This is a genomic window from Streptomyces sp. NPDC059743, assembly GCF_042732975.1.
Taxonomy (GTDB): Bacteria; Actinomycetota; Actinomycetes; order Streptomycetales; family Streptomycetaceae; genus Streptomyces.
Genome location: NZ_JBHWGS010000004.1, coordinates 460668 through 475904 on the forward strand (window position 1 = coordinate 460668; position 15237 = coordinate 475904).

Annotated in this window: 12 protein-coding genes; 2 read left to right on the plus strand and 10 right to left on the minus strand. The window is 70.8% G+C overall.

Going from position 1 to position 15237, the window contains the following annotated elements; all coding sequences use genetic code 11:
- Nucleotides 1-10: 10 nt before the first annotated feature.
- Nucleotides 11-1207: a helix-turn-helix domain-containing protein gene (locus tag ACFV6H_RS10280; RefSeq protein ID WP_385540320.1), complete on the minus strand. Its 1197-nt coding sequence runs from the start codon at nt 1205-1207 to the stop codon at nt 11-13.
- A 341-nt stretch (nt 1208-1548) separates the two neighbouring features.
- Between ACFV6H_RS10280 and ACFV6H_RS10285 the strand changes: the two genes are divergently transcribed.
- Nucleotides 1549-2232: an HAD family hydrolase gene (locus ACFV6H_RS10285; RefSeq protein WP_385540322.1), complete on the plus strand. Its 684-nt coding sequence runs from the start codon at nt 1549-1551 to the stop codon at nt 2230-2232.
- 87 nt (nt 2233-2319) lie between these two features.
- Here the strand turns inward: ACFV6H_RS10285 and ACFV6H_RS10290 are convergent, their stop codons facing one another.
- The 7 genes from ACFV6H_RS10290 to ACFV6H_RS10320 all read right to left on the minus strand — a co-directional run bounded on the left by ACFV6H_RS10290 (nt 2320) and on the right by ACFV6H_RS10320 (nt 11248).
- The gene (locus tag ACFV6H_RS10290) at nt 2320-2799 is read right to left on the minus strand and encodes a hypothetical protein (RefSeq protein ID WP_385540323.1); all 480 of its coding nucleotides are present in this window, start codon (nt 2797-2799) and stop codon (nt 2320-2322) included.
- 168 nt (nt 2800-2967) lie between these two features.
- Complete coding sequence (locus ACFV6H_RS10295) at nt 2968-3870, minus strand: S1 family peptidase (protein ID WP_385540325.1); 903 nt, start codon at nt 3868-3870, stop codon at nt 2968-2970.
- Between the two features lie 218 nt (nt 3871-4088).
- On the minus strand, nt 4089-4961 hold the full coding sequence (locus ACFV6H_RS10300; RefSeq protein ID WP_385540327.1) for a DUF1684 domain-containing protein: 873 nt from the start codon (nt 4959-4961) through the stop codon (nt 4089-4091).
- Nucleotides 4962-4967: 6 nt separating this feature from the next.
- On the minus strand, nt 4968-6266 hold the full coding sequence (locus ACFV6H_RS10305) for an NtaA/DmoA family FMN-dependent monooxygenase (RefSeq protein ID WP_385540430.1): 1299 nt from the start codon (nt 6264-6266) through the stop codon (nt 4968-4970).
- 140 nt (nt 6267-6406) lie between these two features.
- Nucleotides 6407-7480 (minus strand): LLM class flavin-dependent oxidoreductase, encoded by a 1074-nt coding sequence (locus ACFV6H_RS10310; RefSeq protein ID WP_385540328.1) that lies wholly within the window; start codon nt 7478-7480, stop codon nt 6407-6409.
- A gap of 8 nt (nt 7481-7488) precedes the next feature.
- Nucleotides 7489-9600: an FAD/NAD(P)-binding protein gene (locus ACFV6H_RS10315; RefSeq protein ID WP_385540330.1), complete on the minus strand. Its 2112-nt coding sequence runs from the start codon at nt 9598-9600 to the stop codon at nt 7489-7491.
- Between the two features lie 382 nt (nt 9601-9982).
- Nucleotides 9983-11248 (minus strand): DUF5685 family protein, encoded by a 1266-nt coding sequence (locus tag ACFV6H_RS10320; protein ID WP_385540332.1) that lies wholly within the window; start codon nt 11246-11248, stop codon nt 9983-9985.
- A gap of 278 nt (nt 11249-11526) precedes the next feature.
- Here ACFV6H_RS10320 and ACFV6H_RS10325 point away from each other — a divergent pair, with 278 nt between their 5' ends.
- A complete protein-coding gene (locus ACFV6H_RS10325; RefSeq protein ID WP_384976805.1) occupies nt 11527-11961 on the plus strand; it encodes a cell division protein SepF in 435 nt (144 codons plus the stop codon).
- Nucleotides 11962-12043: 82 nt separating this feature from the next.
- Here ACFV6H_RS10325 and ACFV6H_RS10330 read toward each other — a convergent pair whose 3' ends face one another.
- Complete coding sequence (locus ACFV6H_RS10330; RefSeq protein ID WP_385540334.1) at nt 12044-13267, minus strand: acyl-CoA dehydrogenase family protein; 1224 nt, start codon at nt 13265-13267, stop codon at nt 12044-12046.
- Nucleotides 13268-13398: 131 nt separating this feature from the next.
- A complete protein-coding gene (locus tag ACFV6H_RS10335) occupies nt 13399-15201 on the minus strand; it encodes an MFS transporter (RefSeq protein WP_385540336.1) in 1803 nt (600 codons plus the stop codon).
- Between the last annotated feature and the right edge of the window lie 36 nt (nt 15202-15237).

Sequence of the window (15237 nt, forward strand, 5' to 3'; positions counted from 1 at the left end):
TGAGCGTGCGCTAGACGCCGCACCACTCTGCAAACTCACGCAGACGTTCGTCCGCGCGTTGGCTCCCCCGCAGCAGTGTCGCGACCGTCTCATGTACCGAGTGGTGGTAGCGCGTCAGTTGCGGTGACGCATCACGCGCCGAGTACAGCGAATCGAGCGCAGGCCGTGCTGTCCACGCCTCAGCGCGAGCCCGGTCGATCCAGTAATGGGCAGCTCTCGTCGGCGGGTAGTCCTCCGGCAACCGCACCTGCAACGCGTGGTCGAGGGCTTCCGCGTGCTCGTCCCGGTCACCGGCAGCCGCGATCTGATGCAAACGCACGTTCAGCGGCCCGAATGCCAAGGCGTAGTCCCGCGTCTCCCCTGTCTGGTCGGCCAGCTCAGTGGCCTCCCCCAGCCAGTCGTCGGCAGCATCGTCGTCACTGTTGCGCGCAGAAAGGACAGCGGCCCGGAGCTGCAACGTGCCGCGAACCGCCCTGGTGGCGCGGCTGCCGTCGTCATCCAGGTCCCGCAACGCGTGCCGCATCAGCGAGACGCCCCGGTCGAGGCGGGAGTTGTCCGCTGCCATCTGCGCGCGTTCGTATCGCTCGATTGCGACCTGCCGCGGATCGCCGGACTGCGGCGCGGCCACGGCCATACGTGCGAGCGCCAGCCGAGCGAGGTCCATGTAGCCGAGGCGGTAGGCGACGATCGCTGCCGTCCGGGAGATCTCTGCTTGCAGGTCGTGGGCCCGCTCCCGGCGGTGCCCCGGTGCCGTGTACATCTGCGTGGTGATCGCGACTTCGCTGATCAGCCCCGGCAGGTGCTCGGCGATCTCCAAGAACTCGGCCTTCACACGGAGCTGCACGACTCGCGCGGCCTCAGCCTCCAGAACGTCGAGTGAGCGAGAAGGCGGGGCATCGTCCGGTGGGATGTCCCAGTCGTCGAACGATGTGCTGATCGGGGTCAGCAAGGCGTCCAGCCTGTCCTTTTGAAGGGCCTGGATGTAGGGCTGGCCTCGCAGGACCGAGACACCGACGCCGAGGGCGCGGGCGACGGTGGCGAGGATGGGTTCGCTGGGGTATCTCTCGCCGTTTTCGATGCGGGAGAGCTGGCTTGCGGAGACGTGGGCGCGGCGGCCCAGCTCGGAAAGGGAGTAGTCACGGATGAGTCGGAACTCGCGGATACGCGCGCCGATGCTCTCTGTGGACAGGTCCGTGTTGCCGGGCATAATGGCTCCCGTTCTGTGCTGACACCCAGAACGGTACCGCCGGTCGGCTCCGGAGGTACGGCCGAGCGGCCCCCACTTGTGGGGGCCGTCGTGCTGTGCGGGCACGACTGGCACGCTCACGGGCAGCTGTCCGTATCCCACGAGGGCGCGGGCGACATCGGGAGCGGTCCGGTCCGTAGGTACGGGCTCGGAGCAGAGGCTGTCGCTGAGGAGCGCGGCAATGGGCACACCCGGCTCGGAAGCCAACCGGGACAGGACGTCCGCCGAAGGCGATCCGTGCTCTACGTTCCGTGCTCGATGGTGTGACAACTTGTAACGCTCAGAGAGCTGTTGGAGGCCGAATGGTGAGGCTGGTGCTGTGGGACATCGACCACACGCTGATCTCGACACGGGGCATGGGGCGCGAGCTGTCTGCCGCCGCGTTCCACAGGACGACCGGCTTGCCGATGCGCGAGCAGGCGAAGATCGACGGCATCACGGAGCCCGTGATCTTCCGGGAGACAGCGAGGCTCCACGGCTTGGCCACGGACCGCGGAGATTTCGAGCGATTCGCGGAGGCACTGACGGAGGAGCACATGACGCACTCCGCCGAACTGCGCGAACGCGGCCATGCACTACCCGGGGCCGCTGCTGCATTGGACGCGCTGGCGTCGTCCCCAGGCGTCATCCAGACAGTGGTGTCCGGGAACATCCGACGGGTCGCCGAGATCAAACTCGGCGTATTCGGCCTGGACCGGCACATCACCTGGGAACTGGGGGCTTACGGCGAAGACGCCGACGAGCGCCCTGAACTCGTCCGGCAGTCCCTGACACGGGCCAACTGCTCGCCGGACGACGCCGTACTGATCGGCGATACCCCTGCGGATGTAGAGGGCGGCGTGGCCAACGGAGTTCGTGTGATCGCCGTAGCGACCGGACGCAGCACTGAGGACGAGCTACGGGCGGCAGGGGCTGACATCGTCCTGGCCGATCTACGGAACACCGCTGCGCTCCTACACGCCACTGGCGTTCACAGCCAGGCATAGCCCTACAGATGGCGAAGAGACCCATCGCCAGCGCGCCAAGTCGCATTGGCAACTCAACCGCTCCGCCGTCGCGCGTGCCCGGCCGGTTCAGGCGCGTTTGACGCCCTCGCACCAGATCACCGTTACCGGCTTTCCGCGCTCGCGGGCGTAGCGCACGATGTCGCCTGTGCCGCCCAGGCCGCGGGCCGGGAGGCCGTCCCAGACCGCCAGGAGACGGTCGCAGTTGTCCGCGATGTAGGTGCCCGCCGCGTAGTAGGCCTCGTCCGTGGAGTGCGGGAAGGCCATCCGTACCTCCAGCGTGGCCCGGTCCTTGAGCCGCCGGTAGTCGGCGAGTTCCGCCGGGTCGTCGAAGCCGTCCTCGTAGTCACCGCTGGGAATGACGGCGGTGAGCCGGGCGCCGTGGTCCAGGGCGAGGACCGCGAAGAGCTGGTCCGCGCCGGCGGCGAGGCTGGAGAGCGCCTCCAACGAGCCCTGATGGCCGTGGAGTACGGACTCGATGGCGGCCCTGATATGCGCGTAGGCCTCGGCCGGGATGTTTCTGTGACCGGTCACTCCGATACGTTCCACTGCTCCACAGCCCCCGTCCACCCTGTGGCCGACCACCACGACAGTGTCTCAGAACCGCGCAAGGGCGGGCCCCCGCCCGGTGGATCGGACGGGGGCTCGACGGTGGCGGCGGAGGGCGTGCGGGAGTGCGGAGCGGCTCCGGGCGGGCGCCGGGTCGGGCCAGGCCGGTCAGTAGACGCTGACGCCGTACGTGCTGAGTGCCGGGACGATCGGCTGGAAGTACGAGGTACCGACACCGCCGGAGCAGCTTCCGCTGCCGCCCGAGAGAATCCCGATGGCGAGGGTGCCCGAGTAGAGCGCGCCGCCGCTGTCGCCGGGCTGGGTGCAGATATTGGTACGGATCAGTCCGCTGACGACTTGGCCGCCACCGTAGTTGACCGTGTTGTTGAGACTGATCACAACGCCGCTGCGGACACCGGAGACGGCACCGCGGAAGGTGACGGGCATCCCGACGGTGGCGTTGGCCGCGCCGGTCATGTCGGCGGTGCCGACGGTGCCGGGCACGGGGATCGACGGGTTTGTGTACCGCACGAGGCCGAAGTCACGGCTGGGGAAGCTGGTTCCGGTCGTGGTGCCGACCACCGTCTTGCCCGTGGGATCCGCGTACCAGGTCGAGGTACCGGTGGTGCAGTGTCCCGCCGTCAGGAAGTAGTACGTGCTGCCGCTGACGACATTGAAACCGACCGAACAGCGCGCGCTCCCGGTGTAGACGGCGTCACCACCGGAGAGCTGCGTGGAGAGCCGGCCTGCCGTGTGCTCGAAGCGCAGCGCCCGGGCGTGAGGACCCGCGGCCCGCTCGATCGCGGCGATCTCCGCGGTGGAGACGGTGCTGTCCGCGGTGACGACGACCTCGCTGGCGGCCGGGTCGGCGTGCCAGGCGATGCCCGTCACGCCGGCGTCCAGGACGGCGTCACCGATAGCGGCGAGCCCGCTCGCGCCGGACCGGCCGACAGTGTCCGCGCTTGCGGCGGGCACCGCGAGCGCCACGGCGGCGAGGAGTCCGGTGACCACGGCGAACGTACGGATACGTCCGAGCCCGTCGGCGCGGCGGATGGTGCGCTTGATCCTCACTTGGCGTTCCTCCCGGAAGGAATCGAGGGCCCTCCGTGGGGTACGGGCCCGTGAGGCGCGGCCGGGGACGACCATCCGTCCCGGACGGAGCGCACGCCCCCGCCGGCGCTGCTCGGGAGTATCAGGGCCTTCAACTCCCGCCGCAAGGGCGGCTTTTGGCCGCGCACCGAGGTCGGGTCGCGTGGAACGGCACGGCAACGGCAGACCCGTACAGCGGCTCAGCCCACGACCGTACGTTCGCCCGCCGGGACCGGGATCGGCAGTGTGTTGCCGGGCGGTGGGAACGGGCAGATGAAGTGGTCCGCGAAGGCGCACGGCGGCAGCAGCGCACGGTTGAAGTCGACGGTCACCGTCCCGTCCTCGGCCGGAGCGGCCGGGCGCAGAAAGCGGAAGCGGTAGCTGTCCTTTCCGCTGGTGGTGTCGGCGAATACCGCCCAGAGCGAGCCGTCCGCCTCCACCGCGACCTGGAGGGTGTGTTCCGTACCGCCCACGCTGAAGGCGATCTCTCCGCCCAGACCGAGGCCCCGCTCACGTCCGTCGGCGTTCTCGACCAGGACGGTCCGGCTCTTGTCGTACGGCCGGAACCGGCCCGGCAGCTCCCACTCCGCGTCGTACGCCGTGGCCTCGATCCCTCGGAACGCGCGCCGCGCCGCGGACCCGGGATCGACGTCGCGCACCGCCCAGAGCCCTTCGCGGCGCAGTACGACGAGTCTGTGCTCGCCGGCCGCGATCCGCGACGCCTCGAACGGACCGCTGTCGGCGGTCAGCCGGATCTCTCCGGTGAGTGGCCGGCCGTCGACGGTGAGCCCGTCGCCGTCCGCCGCGCTCAGCACCACACCATCACCGTCGCCGTCACCGTCACCGACCGCGCGCCAGAGCCCCGGAACTCCGGGCAGCCGTCCCTCGGGGTGATCGGCGAGCCAGTGCGTACCGACGAGCGCGAGCGGTCCGTACGGCGCCGCGACCGTAGCGGTACGGCGCTCGTGCCAGCTCCGCCACTCCTCGGCCGCGCTGGCCGCGTCCCCGCCAGCACTAGCACCAGCGCCCGCGTCTGCGCCCGTATGGGCCTCCGTACCGATGTCCGTCGTCATGCCGTTTCAGCCTTTCCGTAGCGGATCGGGAAGTCCCAGATGCGACCGCAGCGTCTCGCCCTCGTACTCCGTCCGGAAGGCCCCACGCTCCTGGAGGAGCGGCACCACCAGCTCCACGAAGTCGTCCAGACCGCCCGGCGTGAGATGCGGTACGAGAATGAATCCGTCCGCCGCGTCCGTCTGGACGAAGGTGTCGAGTGCGCCGGCGACGGTCTCCGGCGTCCCGATGAAGGACTGCCGCGCGGTGGTCTCGATGACGGTCTGCCGGATGGACAGGCCCTTGGCCTCCGACAGCGCCCGCCACCTGGCCGCGACGGCGAGCGGATCCGCGACCCGGACCCGGCCCTGGACCAGCCCGGAGTCCGGGTCCGGATCGATCCCGGGCAGCGGCCCGTCCGGATCGTACGCCGAGAGATCGCGTCCCCAGACCTGCTCCAGCGCGAGCATCGCGTTCTGCGGCGAGATCTGCTGTCTGCGGATCTCGACGGCCCGCTCCTGCGCCTCCGCGTCGCTGTCCCCGAGGACGAAGGACACACCGGGCATGATCTTGAGATCGGCCGGCTGTCTGCCGTACTTCGCCAGCCTGGCCTTGGTGTCGGTGTAGAAGGCGCGGCCCTCCTCCGGCGTGCCGTGGCGGCTGAAGATCACATCGGCCGCCGAGGCGGCGAACTCCCGGCCCTCGTCCGAGTCGCCCGCCTGAATCACCACGGGATGGCCCTGCGGCGACCGCGGGACGGTGAACTCGCCCTCGATCTCGAACTGCGGTCCCGAGTGGGCGAAGGGCCGAGCCCTGCCGTACGGCGAGCCGGGCCCGGCGGGTGTCCAGGAGTCCCACAGCTCACGGGCGGTCGCGACGAACTCGGCGGCCCTGGTGTAGCGGTCGGCGCGGTCGAGATAGCCGCCGCGCCGGAAGTTCTCCCCGGTGAAGGCGTCGGACGAGGTCACCACGTTCCAGGCGGCGCGTCCCGCGCTGAGATGGTCGAGCGTGGCGAGTCTGCGGGCCAGTTCGTACGGCTCGTTGAAGGTGGCGTTGACGGTGGCGGCCAGCCCGAGCCGGTCGGTGACGGCGGCCAGCGCGCTCAGTACGGTGAGGGACTCCGGGCGGCCGACCACGTCCAGGTCGTGGATCAGACCGTTGTGTTCGCGCAGCCGCAGCCCTTCGGCGAGGAAGAAGAAGTCGAACTTGCCGCGCTCGGCGGTACGGGCGAGCTTCTCGAAGGAGGAGAAGTCGATCTGGGACCCGGAGCGCGGATCGGCCCAGACGGTGGTGTTGTTGACGCCCGGGAAGTGGGCGGCGAGATGGATCGGCTTGCGGTCGGCGCCCGTTCGGGCGTCGGAGGTACGGACGGCTCGGGTACGGACAGCTCGGGTACGGGCGGCTCGGCTACGGGCGGCCCGGGTACGAGCCGTCTCGGCGCGAGCGGTTCCGTTCGGATCGGCGGCGGTCATCGGACTCCCCCGGCGGTCGTGTACCGGCTGACCGGGCGGGCGAGGCCGAGATGCTCGCGGAGCGTGCCGCCCGGATGGAAGGTACGGAAGAGGCTGCGGTGCTGGAGCAGCGCCACGGTGCCGTTGACCAGCCGTTCGAGATCCCGGTGCGGTTCGGCGGGCGTGAGGTGGAAGCCGTCCACGGCACCGGCGCCGTGCCAGCCGGTGATGAGTTCGGCGAGGCCCGCGGGACCGCCGCGGTAGTGCGGTCCGGCGGCGCCGGCCGTGGTGCGCGGCCGGCTCTCCAGGCCCGGGTCCAACGGGCGTTCGCCGTCGCCGAGATGGATGGTGAGCGCGGCGAGGACGCGCAGGGTGTCCGGGTCGCGGCCGTGGTCGGCGGCGCGCGCCCGGAGCCGTTCGCGCAGTGCCGCCGCCTCCTCGGCGCGCCCGGCCCGTACCAGCACCACATCGGCGTGGCGCGCCGCGGTCTCGCCGCTGTGGCCCGCGGTCCCGTCGATCACGGTGACCGGGCGGCCCTGTGGCGGTCTCGGCACGATGGACGGGCCGCGGACGCGGAATCCGGTTCCCGCGAAGTCGACATAGTGCAGCTTGTTGCGGTCGATGAAGCGCCCTGTCGACGTGTCGCGTATCTCGGCGTCGTCCTCCCAGCTGTCCCAGAGCCGGGCGGCGACCTCGGCCACCTCACCGGCCTCGCGCCACAGGGCGGCGGCGGGAGCGGCCGGCCGGCGGCCGAAGAGCCGGGCCTGTGCCGGCGTGTCCGACACATCGACGAGCCAGCCCGCCCGGCCACGGCTGACCCAGTCCAGGGTCGCCAGGGCCGTGGAGACATGGAACGGCTCGGTGTGCGTGGTGGTGACGGCCGGCACCAGACCGATGCGCTCGGTGGCCGGCGCGACCCGCGAGAGCACGGCGAGCGCGTCGAGACCGGGCCGGGCGAAGGAGTCCTGGAGAGTGACGAAGTCGAGGACGCCGCGCTCGGCGAGCCGGACGAGTTCGACGTACCACGCGGCGTCGTAGTGCGGCGGACCGCCGATCTCGGCGGCGAGATGCAGTGGTCGGGTGGCGGACATGGCGGGCCTTACCTTTCGGCTTCGGACGGGCCGCTCGGGGCCCGTCCGGCGGTTGAGGACACGGCACGCGGACCGTCCGGCGACGGCGGTACGGCGCGCGGCCGGTCGGCGGAGGAGGAGGACACGGGCCCGGTGCGGAAGGGCAGTTCACCGAGGAGGCTGAGCGCGGCCCGCGCGGTCGCGTCGTTCTGCCGGAACGCCGGTCCACCGGTACGGGGCCGGGTGAACGCGCCGCTGGAGCGGGCGGTGGTGTACGGGCCGAGTGCGAAACGCCGTGGATGCGGACGGCCGTCGCGCTCCACGAGCCGTCCGTCGTCCGGGTCGACCTTGACCAGCCCGGCTCCCGCGGTGACGGCCGCGCCCTCCTCGTACAGCGCGCGCAGCAGCGGGCTGCGGGTGCGCTCCGGCGAGGGATCGGGCAGCCGGGCCTCGACCAGGGCGCGCGCCTCGACGTACTCGCCGGGCACACCGGCGCTGCGGGCCCGGAAGACGCCCTGCCGCTCATCGGTCTCGACCGTCATGTCCGGGCCGAGGAAGCGGACCACACCGGCCCGCGAGAGCGCGAGCAACTGGCGCAGTCTCGGGCCCGGCGGGCCCGAGGCGAGATAGCTGAAGAAGCCGTGCCACCGGTCGTCCATGTCCCCGAGGTCACCGAGGCGCATGAGCTGCCCGTAGACCGAGAGAAGCCCGTAGAAGACGGCCAGGTCCGCACTGTGGGACGGATCGTGCCGACGGACGAGATCGGCGGCTATGTACGCGCGCAGCGCGTCCTGGAGTGCGTCGTACGAAGGAAAGCGCAGCCCGTCCAGCGGCCGGTCGAGGGCGGCCAGATCGATGCGGTCGGCGGGATCCGGTACGGCGGTGGTGACCAGGGCGTCCAGCTCCGGGCTGCCGGGATCGGCCGCCGCGTACTTCTCCTCGAAGTCGGTCCAGCCGACGCGCGTACGCTCGGGATGGGCGCTGAAGAGCCGGTGGTAGTGGGCGAATCCGAGTTCCTTGTCCACCAGCGGCCGGAGATCGCGTTCGAAGTCGGGCGGGCCCGGTCTGCTCAGCAGCTCGTCGATCTGCGCGGGCCCCAAGAAGCGCGGCAGCGGCGGCCGTTCACCGTCCGGACCGTAACCGATCTTGGAGTGGTACGGGACTCCGCGCCGCGATCCGACGTACAGGACCGGCTCCCGTCCCGATGGGTGGTACGTGAGCGCTCCGCCGTCGTGGTCGGCGCTCCCGTCGTCGGCGCTGCCCGAGTACCGTCCGCCGCGTCCCTCGGTCAGGAGCACCATCAGGTCGACAAAGGCGAGTCCGAAGCCCCGGACGAGTACGGGCTCACCGGCGGGCAGTGCGGAGAGATCACTGTCGGCGGTGAAGTCCGGCGGCAGATGGATCAGTTGACGGCGTCGCGCGAATTCCCCCAACTCCCGCTGCCGCGCGTCCGGTTCACCGTCGAGATGGCCGAGGGTGAGCACGACGAGATCGGCGAGCAGCGGCTCGGCGCGGTCCTCCAGCCAGACACGCTGCCGTCCGCCGCGCGGGCCGCTGATCCGCAGAGCGTGGGTGCGGTGCCGATGGAGCGTGACACCGGGCGGCAGGGCGGCCACGGTCTGTTCGTACACCCAGCTCAGATAGGCGCTCTGCACCTGTCGGCTGGGAAAGGTCTGGCCGGTCAGCGCGGTTATCGCCGCACGGAGTCCCGGCTCGGCCTGCTCGGACTCTGCCGGGAGCGATATTCGGCCCTCCCCGACCTCCCGGGCCCATTCGTGGAGCGCGGGCCCCGGCCGTACGGGACCGTCCAGGGCGACCGATTCGTCGGTGTACATGGTGACGTCCTCGGCCATGGAGTTCATCCACAGCAGCGGTGACTGGTCACGGCGCCAGATCCGGCCGGCGCCCGGCGGATACGGATCCACGAGATGGATGTCCAGCGGCCGGCCGTCGTACAGGGACGGCGCGTTGGCGGCGAGCCGCTCCAGAAAGCCCGTGCCGCGCGGGCCCGCGCCGATCACCACGAGGGAGGGAGTGACGACCGGAGTGACGACCGGAGGGCGGACATCACCCGTTGACGCAGGCGGCACAGGCGGCACGGACGACGCAGGCAACTCGGACGGCACAGGTGGCACAGGCATGCGAAGGCTCCGTGGATACGGTGATCGAACACGGGATGTGCCTTCACAGACAGTGCGGGCGGACCGAGCCCCTCAGCAGGATCCACCGCACCACCGAGGCTAAGCGGTGTGTACGGCCTGTTGTCAAGCTCGTCCGGACTGTGAGCATGCGGTCTCACTCAGTTGACGTGGAAACGGATGCCTGTTCCACTTGATCCCATGCATCGGCAGCAGTGGCTGGTCACGCGCTCCCACATCGACTTCGGTCGAGTGTGGTCCTCTTCCTGTTGAGCTGACACCCTGCACGGCCCGGCAGTCCCGGCGCTTCCGCGCCGTTCCACGTGCCTTCACACGCAGAGCGTCACGCTCGAATCCCCTCGCCCGTGTTATCCGCCCGCCATCCTCAGCAATCACAACCGCAGCAGTCACAACCGCTGCAATCGCAGTCGCAGTCGCGGCAGCAGCCCTCCCGCTTCTTGCGCGACCACGGACCTTCGTACTCCTTCGCACAGCACAGCTTGCAGGTGCAGCACAGTCCGACGAAGACCGCGCAGCCGGCCCAGAAGCCGCGCCTGCCGGGCTTCTGCGGCTCCGGCACGGGGCCCGGCAGCCCGCCCGGGCCACCGGGTCCGCCCGGTATGCCCGGATGTCCGCCGCCATAGGGATTGTTCGAGCCGTAGGGCCCGTACGCTCCGGGGCCCTGGCCGGCGTACGGATTGCCCTGCGGCGGCAGACCGCCCTGTCCGTCCCGGCCGCCCTGTCCGTCCCGGCCGCCCTGTCCGTCCCGGCCGCTCTGCGCCGCGTGCCCACAGGCCGTCGTACCGAAGGCGCGGTCGACGGATATGCGCAGTTCGTGCGCGAGCAGCACATGTGCCAGCCGGTCGTCGGTGAACTCCGCGTCCCGCAGCGCGAGCCTGATCCCGCGCACCGCGTCGTCGGCGAGCCGTCGGGCCTCCGTCAGCGAGGTGCCGGTCGCGGTGAGCGGATTCCAGGCACCCGACGCCTCGTCAGCTCGCTGGTCCTCCACGGCGTCCAGCAGATGCGCAAGCCGGCCGAAGAGTCGGCCGGCCTCGGCGAGCGGCGCGCTGTTGCCGGGCCGGCCGGCCAGTACGGCGGTGTGCGCGAAGGCGGCGGCCGTGGCCGTCTCGGTCGGTTCGGTGACGGTGAGCAGCGGAGTGCCGGGACCGGCCAGCGCCTCGATCTCCGGCTGCCGGTCGACCGCGTCGACCAGCACCGCCGTATCGAAACCGAGCTCCGCGCCGGTCCGCGCGCCCGCCCGGTCCCAGCCGCCGGCGACCTTGCGCGCGGCGGCGGCCAGCGGCTTGCGCTTCAACAGCCCGTCCCGGTCGGCGACGTGGTCCCGTACCTTCGCCGAGGCCAGCACCAGTGAGACGGCGGCAGCCAGCCGCGCGCCCTCGCCATGGGCGACCGGCGCGGTCCGCATACCGCGCAGCGGACAGGGCCCGGCCGTCCGACGCCGCACATCGGCGCGTTCGAGCTGAGCCTCCGTCAGAACCGAGACGATCAGCCCGTCGTAGTTGGTGACGATCCGCGAGAACTGGCCGTGGTCCGAGCGAAGTGCCAGACAGAGCCCGCAGAGATGGGCCATCCACTCGGTCCTGAGACCGTCGGTGAGATGGTGACTGCATGGTCTGACGATTCCGAACATGACTGATCCCCCGAGAAGTCACTCATTGGCGCGCGAGGCATCGTACCGAGCGCTCCGTTCACCCGTACGTCCCCAGCCTCACCCATCTGGCCGGAAGTTCATATTTTGCACCCCGTCAGGGGCCCTACGCTGGAAGAACCTTGACGAATCGCCACATCTTCTGCACCAGTACCGTCACGAATCGCCTGCGCGCCGACTATCCCCTTGGCGCTCAATCCGCATCATGGACGACGATAGGGGCAGGGAACGAGATGTGACCGCGGTGAAAGGAGGCGTCCATGGGATCGGTGCGCAAGGCGAGCGCCTGGCTGGGCCTCGTTGAGGACAGCGACGAGCGTTACTACGACGACGAGTACGCCGAGAGTGCGGAGAGCGGCGACACCTGGAAGACCGATCCGCGGGTGCGGGTCGCCTCCGAGACCGCCCAGGAGCGTGACCGCAGAATCGCCACCGTCTCCCCGGAGAGCTTCCGGGACGCCCGGAGCATCGGTGAGCTGTTCCGCGCCGGTGTCCCGGTCATCATGAACCTCACCGCCATGGAGGCCTCCGACGCCAAGCGCGTCGTGGACTTCGCCGCCGGGCTGATCTTCGGACTGCGCGGTTCGATCGACCGGGTCGCCACCCGGGTCTTCCTGCTGAGCCCGGCCGACACGGAGATCGTCACCGGCGACTCGGCGGGACGGCCGCAGGACGGCTTCTTCAACCAGAGCTGAGCAAGGCGCTCATCGGTTCACCGAGGCGCGCGCCGCACCGGAAGTGGCCCGGAGCCGGAGTGGACCCCGGAGTGGACCGGAGTCACCGGAAGGCGTCAAGACCGGTGAGCGCCTTGCCCAGGACAAGCTGATGCATCTCGACGGTGCCCTCGTAGGTGAGCACCGACTCAAGATTCGTGGCATGGCGCATCACGGGATACTCCAGCGAGATCCCGTTGGCGCCGAGGACCGTCCGCGCGGTCCGGCAGATCTCGATCGCTTCCCGCACATTGTTGAGCTTGCCGAAGCTGATCTGCTCGGCGCGGAGCCGGCCCGCGTCCATACGCCGCCCGAGATGGTGGGCGAGCAGGATTCCCTTGTGCAGTTCGAGGGCCATGTCGGCCAGTTTGGCCTGGGTGAGCTGGAAGCCGCCGATCGGCCGTCCGAACTGCTCACGTGAGGTGGCGTACGACAGCGCCGACTCGAAGCTGGCGCGCGCGGCGCCCATGGAGCCCCAGACGATGCCGTACCGGGCATGGCTCAGACAGCTCAGCGGTCCGCGCAGTCCGCTGACTCCTGGGAGTACGGCGTCGGCCGGGAGCCGTACATCGTCGAGGACCAGCTCGCTGGTGACCGAGGCGCGCAGCGACCACTTGTGTCTGATCTCGGGCGCGGAGAAGCCCGGAGTGCCGGCCGGGACGAGGAATCCCCGGATATCGCCGCTGTCGCCGCTCCCGCCCTCTGCGTCGTCGGTGCGCGCCCAGACGACGGCGACTCCTGCCACCGAGCCATTGGTGATCCACATCTTGCGGCCGTTGAGCACCCAGTCGCCGCCGTCGCGCTTGGCGTACATCCGCATTCCGGCCGGATCCGAGCCATGATCGGGCTCGGTGAGTCCGAAGCAGCCGATGATCTCGCCCGCCGCCATCGCGGGCAGCCAGCGCTGCTTCTGCTCGTCGGAGCCGTAGCGGTGGATCGCGTACATGGCGAGCGAGCCCTGTACGGAGACGAGCGAGCGGATCCCGGAGTCGGCGGCCTCCAGCTCCAGACAGGCGAGCCCGTACTGGACGGCGGTGGCGCCCGCGCAGCCGTAGCCCGTCAGGGACATACCGAGCGCGCCGAGTCCGCCCAGCTCCCTGGCCAGCTCGCGGATGACGGGCAGCTCGCCGCGCTCGTACCACTCGGCGATATGAGGCAGCACACGGTCCGTGGCCCAGGCGCGCACGGTGTCGCGGATCGCCAGGTCCTCCGGGCCGAGGAGATCGTCGAGACCGAGAGGATCGATGGGATCGAAGGGCGGGAGCTTCGCGGCGGACGGTGCGGACATGGCAGGACCTCCCGGCGGCTCACGGAACTCGGACCGGCACAAACTAGCAGCGCCGTTGTGCCTCGTCCTCGCCGGACCCGGCTGTTTCCGGGCCCGGCCGGCCCGGCCGACCGTCCGACGAGCGGCAGCCGCTAACCGCGTCCGCGGCCCGCCGGGAGAGGCGCCTCGGTGGCCGCCCGCGGATCGGCCCGCGGATCCGTCCGCTGCTCGGCCCGTGAGTCTGTCCGGGGATCGGCCCGTGGATCTGCCCGCGAGTCCGAGGAGGCGCGGGGCTCCGGTGTGCCGCTCGGGCGGGCACGGCGCTGCTCCGGTGGCTTACGGAGCTGCGGTGCCTGTGGCTGCCTCTGCTGCTGCCGCCGGACCTCCGGCGGTGCCTCGGTCGGCTCCTCGGCGGCGCGCGGCGGGCACTCCATGGTCCTCGGCAGCCGCAGCGCGGCCAGCGCGCCGAGCAGCAGCAGTCCCGCGCTGACCAGCAGTGTGATGTGCAGCCCGTGCACGAACGAATGGCGTGCGGCGGTCCGCAGACTCTCACCGGCGGGTCCGCCGAGCCGGGCCGCCACCTGATAGGCCTCACCGAGCGAGTCGGCCGCGGCCGAGCCCGCGGCGGCGGGAACGCCCTTGACCGAGGAGACCGCGGGTGCGTACGCCGCGTTCATCACACTGCCGAGCAGCGCGATTCCCATGCCCGCGCCGAGCTGGTACGACGTCTCGCCTATGGCTGCCGCTCCGCCCGCCTGATCGGCGGGAGCCTCGCTGAGCATCGACTCGTACGCGCCGAAGAGCGTGGTCTGGAGTCCGAAGCCCAGCAGGACGAAGCCCGCCGCCAGCAGGCCGGGCCGGTCGTGCTGGCCCATCAGGACCAGCAGCAGCACGGCGACCGCGGTCAGGACGAAGCCCCAGGACACCATCCGGCGCGGGCCGAGCCGACGCAGTGTGGCCGATCCCGTGATGCCCGCGGCCATGGCGGCGAAGGTGAGCGGCAGCAGCCGCAGTCCGGTCTCCAGCGGACTGAGCCCCAGCACGAGCTGGAGGTACTGGACCGCGATCAGCTCCAGACCGACCAGGGCCAGCATGGCGAGGACGATGCAGCCGACAGAGGTGGAGAACGTGGGCCTGGCGAACATCCGCATGTCGATCAGCGGATGCTCGCGGCGGCGCTGTCTGCGGACGAAGAGGATCAGCAGGGCCGCGCCCACGCAGAGCGGACCGAGCGTCGCGAGGCTCAGCGGCCCTTCTCCGGCGCCGAGCCGCTTCACCCCGAACACCACTCCGAGCACTCCGGCCGCGGCCATCAGCGCGCCCAGTACGTCCCAGGGACCGTCACCGCAGCCCTTGGACTCGGGCAGCAGCACCCGGCCCAGCGGCAGCAGGACCGCCAGCAGCGGGATATTGATCAGGAAGACCGAGCCCCACCAGAAGTGTTCGACGAGAAAACCGCCGAGGACCGGGCCGACGGCGGCTCCGACGGCCGCGACGGCGGTCCAGACACCGATGGCGACGGCCCTCTCCCGCCGGTCGGGAAAGACCGCGCGGAGGATGGAGAGCGTCGCGGGCATGATCATCGCGCCGCCGACACCGAGCAGCGCGCGTGCCCCGATCAGCACCATGGGCGAGCCGGCGAAGGCCGCGAGGGCCGAGGCCGCGCCGAAGAGCCCGTAGCCGATCAGCAGCACACGTCTGCGCCCGATGCGGTCGCCGAGCGTGCCGAACAGGATCAGCAGCGAGGCACAGACCAGCGGATACGCGTCCACGATCCAGAGCAGCTCGACACCGCTGGGCCTGAGGTCCGCGGTGACGGCCGGCACGGCGACATGCAGGACCGTCGCGTCGAGCGCCACCAGCAGCAGACTGACACAGAGGACGAACAGGACGACCCAGCGATTGGCACCGGTGGCCGCGCGCAGCCGTGATCCGGCCGTGGTGGTCCCGGACATCTGAGTACCTCCCAATGCGTCCCTCGCGCTCGGCGG

Coding starts and splice junctions, on each gene's coding strand:
- ACFV6H_RS10280 (WP_385540320.1), bottom strand. CDS start 1,207: ATGCCCGGCAACACGGACCTGTCCACAGAGAGCATCGGCGCGCGTATC.
- ACFV6H_RS10285 (WP_385540322.1), top strand. CDS start 1,549: ATGGTGAGGCTGGTGCTGTGGGACATCGACCACACGCTGATCTCGACA.
- ACFV6H_RS10300 (WP_385540327.1), bottom strand. CDS start 4,961: ATGACGACGGACATCGGTACGGAGGCCCATACGGGCGCAGACGCGGGC.
- ACFV6H_RS10310 (WP_385540328.1), bottom strand. CDS start 7,480: ATGTCCGCCACCCGACCACTGCATCTCGCCGCCGAGATCGGCGGTCCG.
- ACFV6H_RS10315 (WP_385540330.1), bottom strand. CDS start 9,600: ATGCCTGTGCCACCTGTGCCGTCCGAGTTGCCTGCGTCGTCCGTGCCG.
- ACFV6H_RS10320 (WP_385540332.1), bottom strand. CDS start 11,248: ATGTTCGGAATCGTCAGACCATGCAGTCACCATCTCACCGACGGTCTC.
- ACFV6H_RS10325 (WP_384976805.1), top strand. CDS start 11,527: ATGGGATCGGTGCGCAAGGCGAGCGCCTGGCTGGGCCTCGTTGAGGAC.
- ACFV6H_RS10330 (WP_385540334.1), bottom strand. CDS start 13,267: ATGTCCGCACCGTCCGCCGCGAAGCTCCCGCCCTTCGATCCCATCGAT.
- ACFV6H_RS10335 (WP_385540336.1), bottom strand. CDS start 15,201: ATGTCCGGGACCACCACGGCCGGATCACGGCTGCGCGCGGCCACCGGT.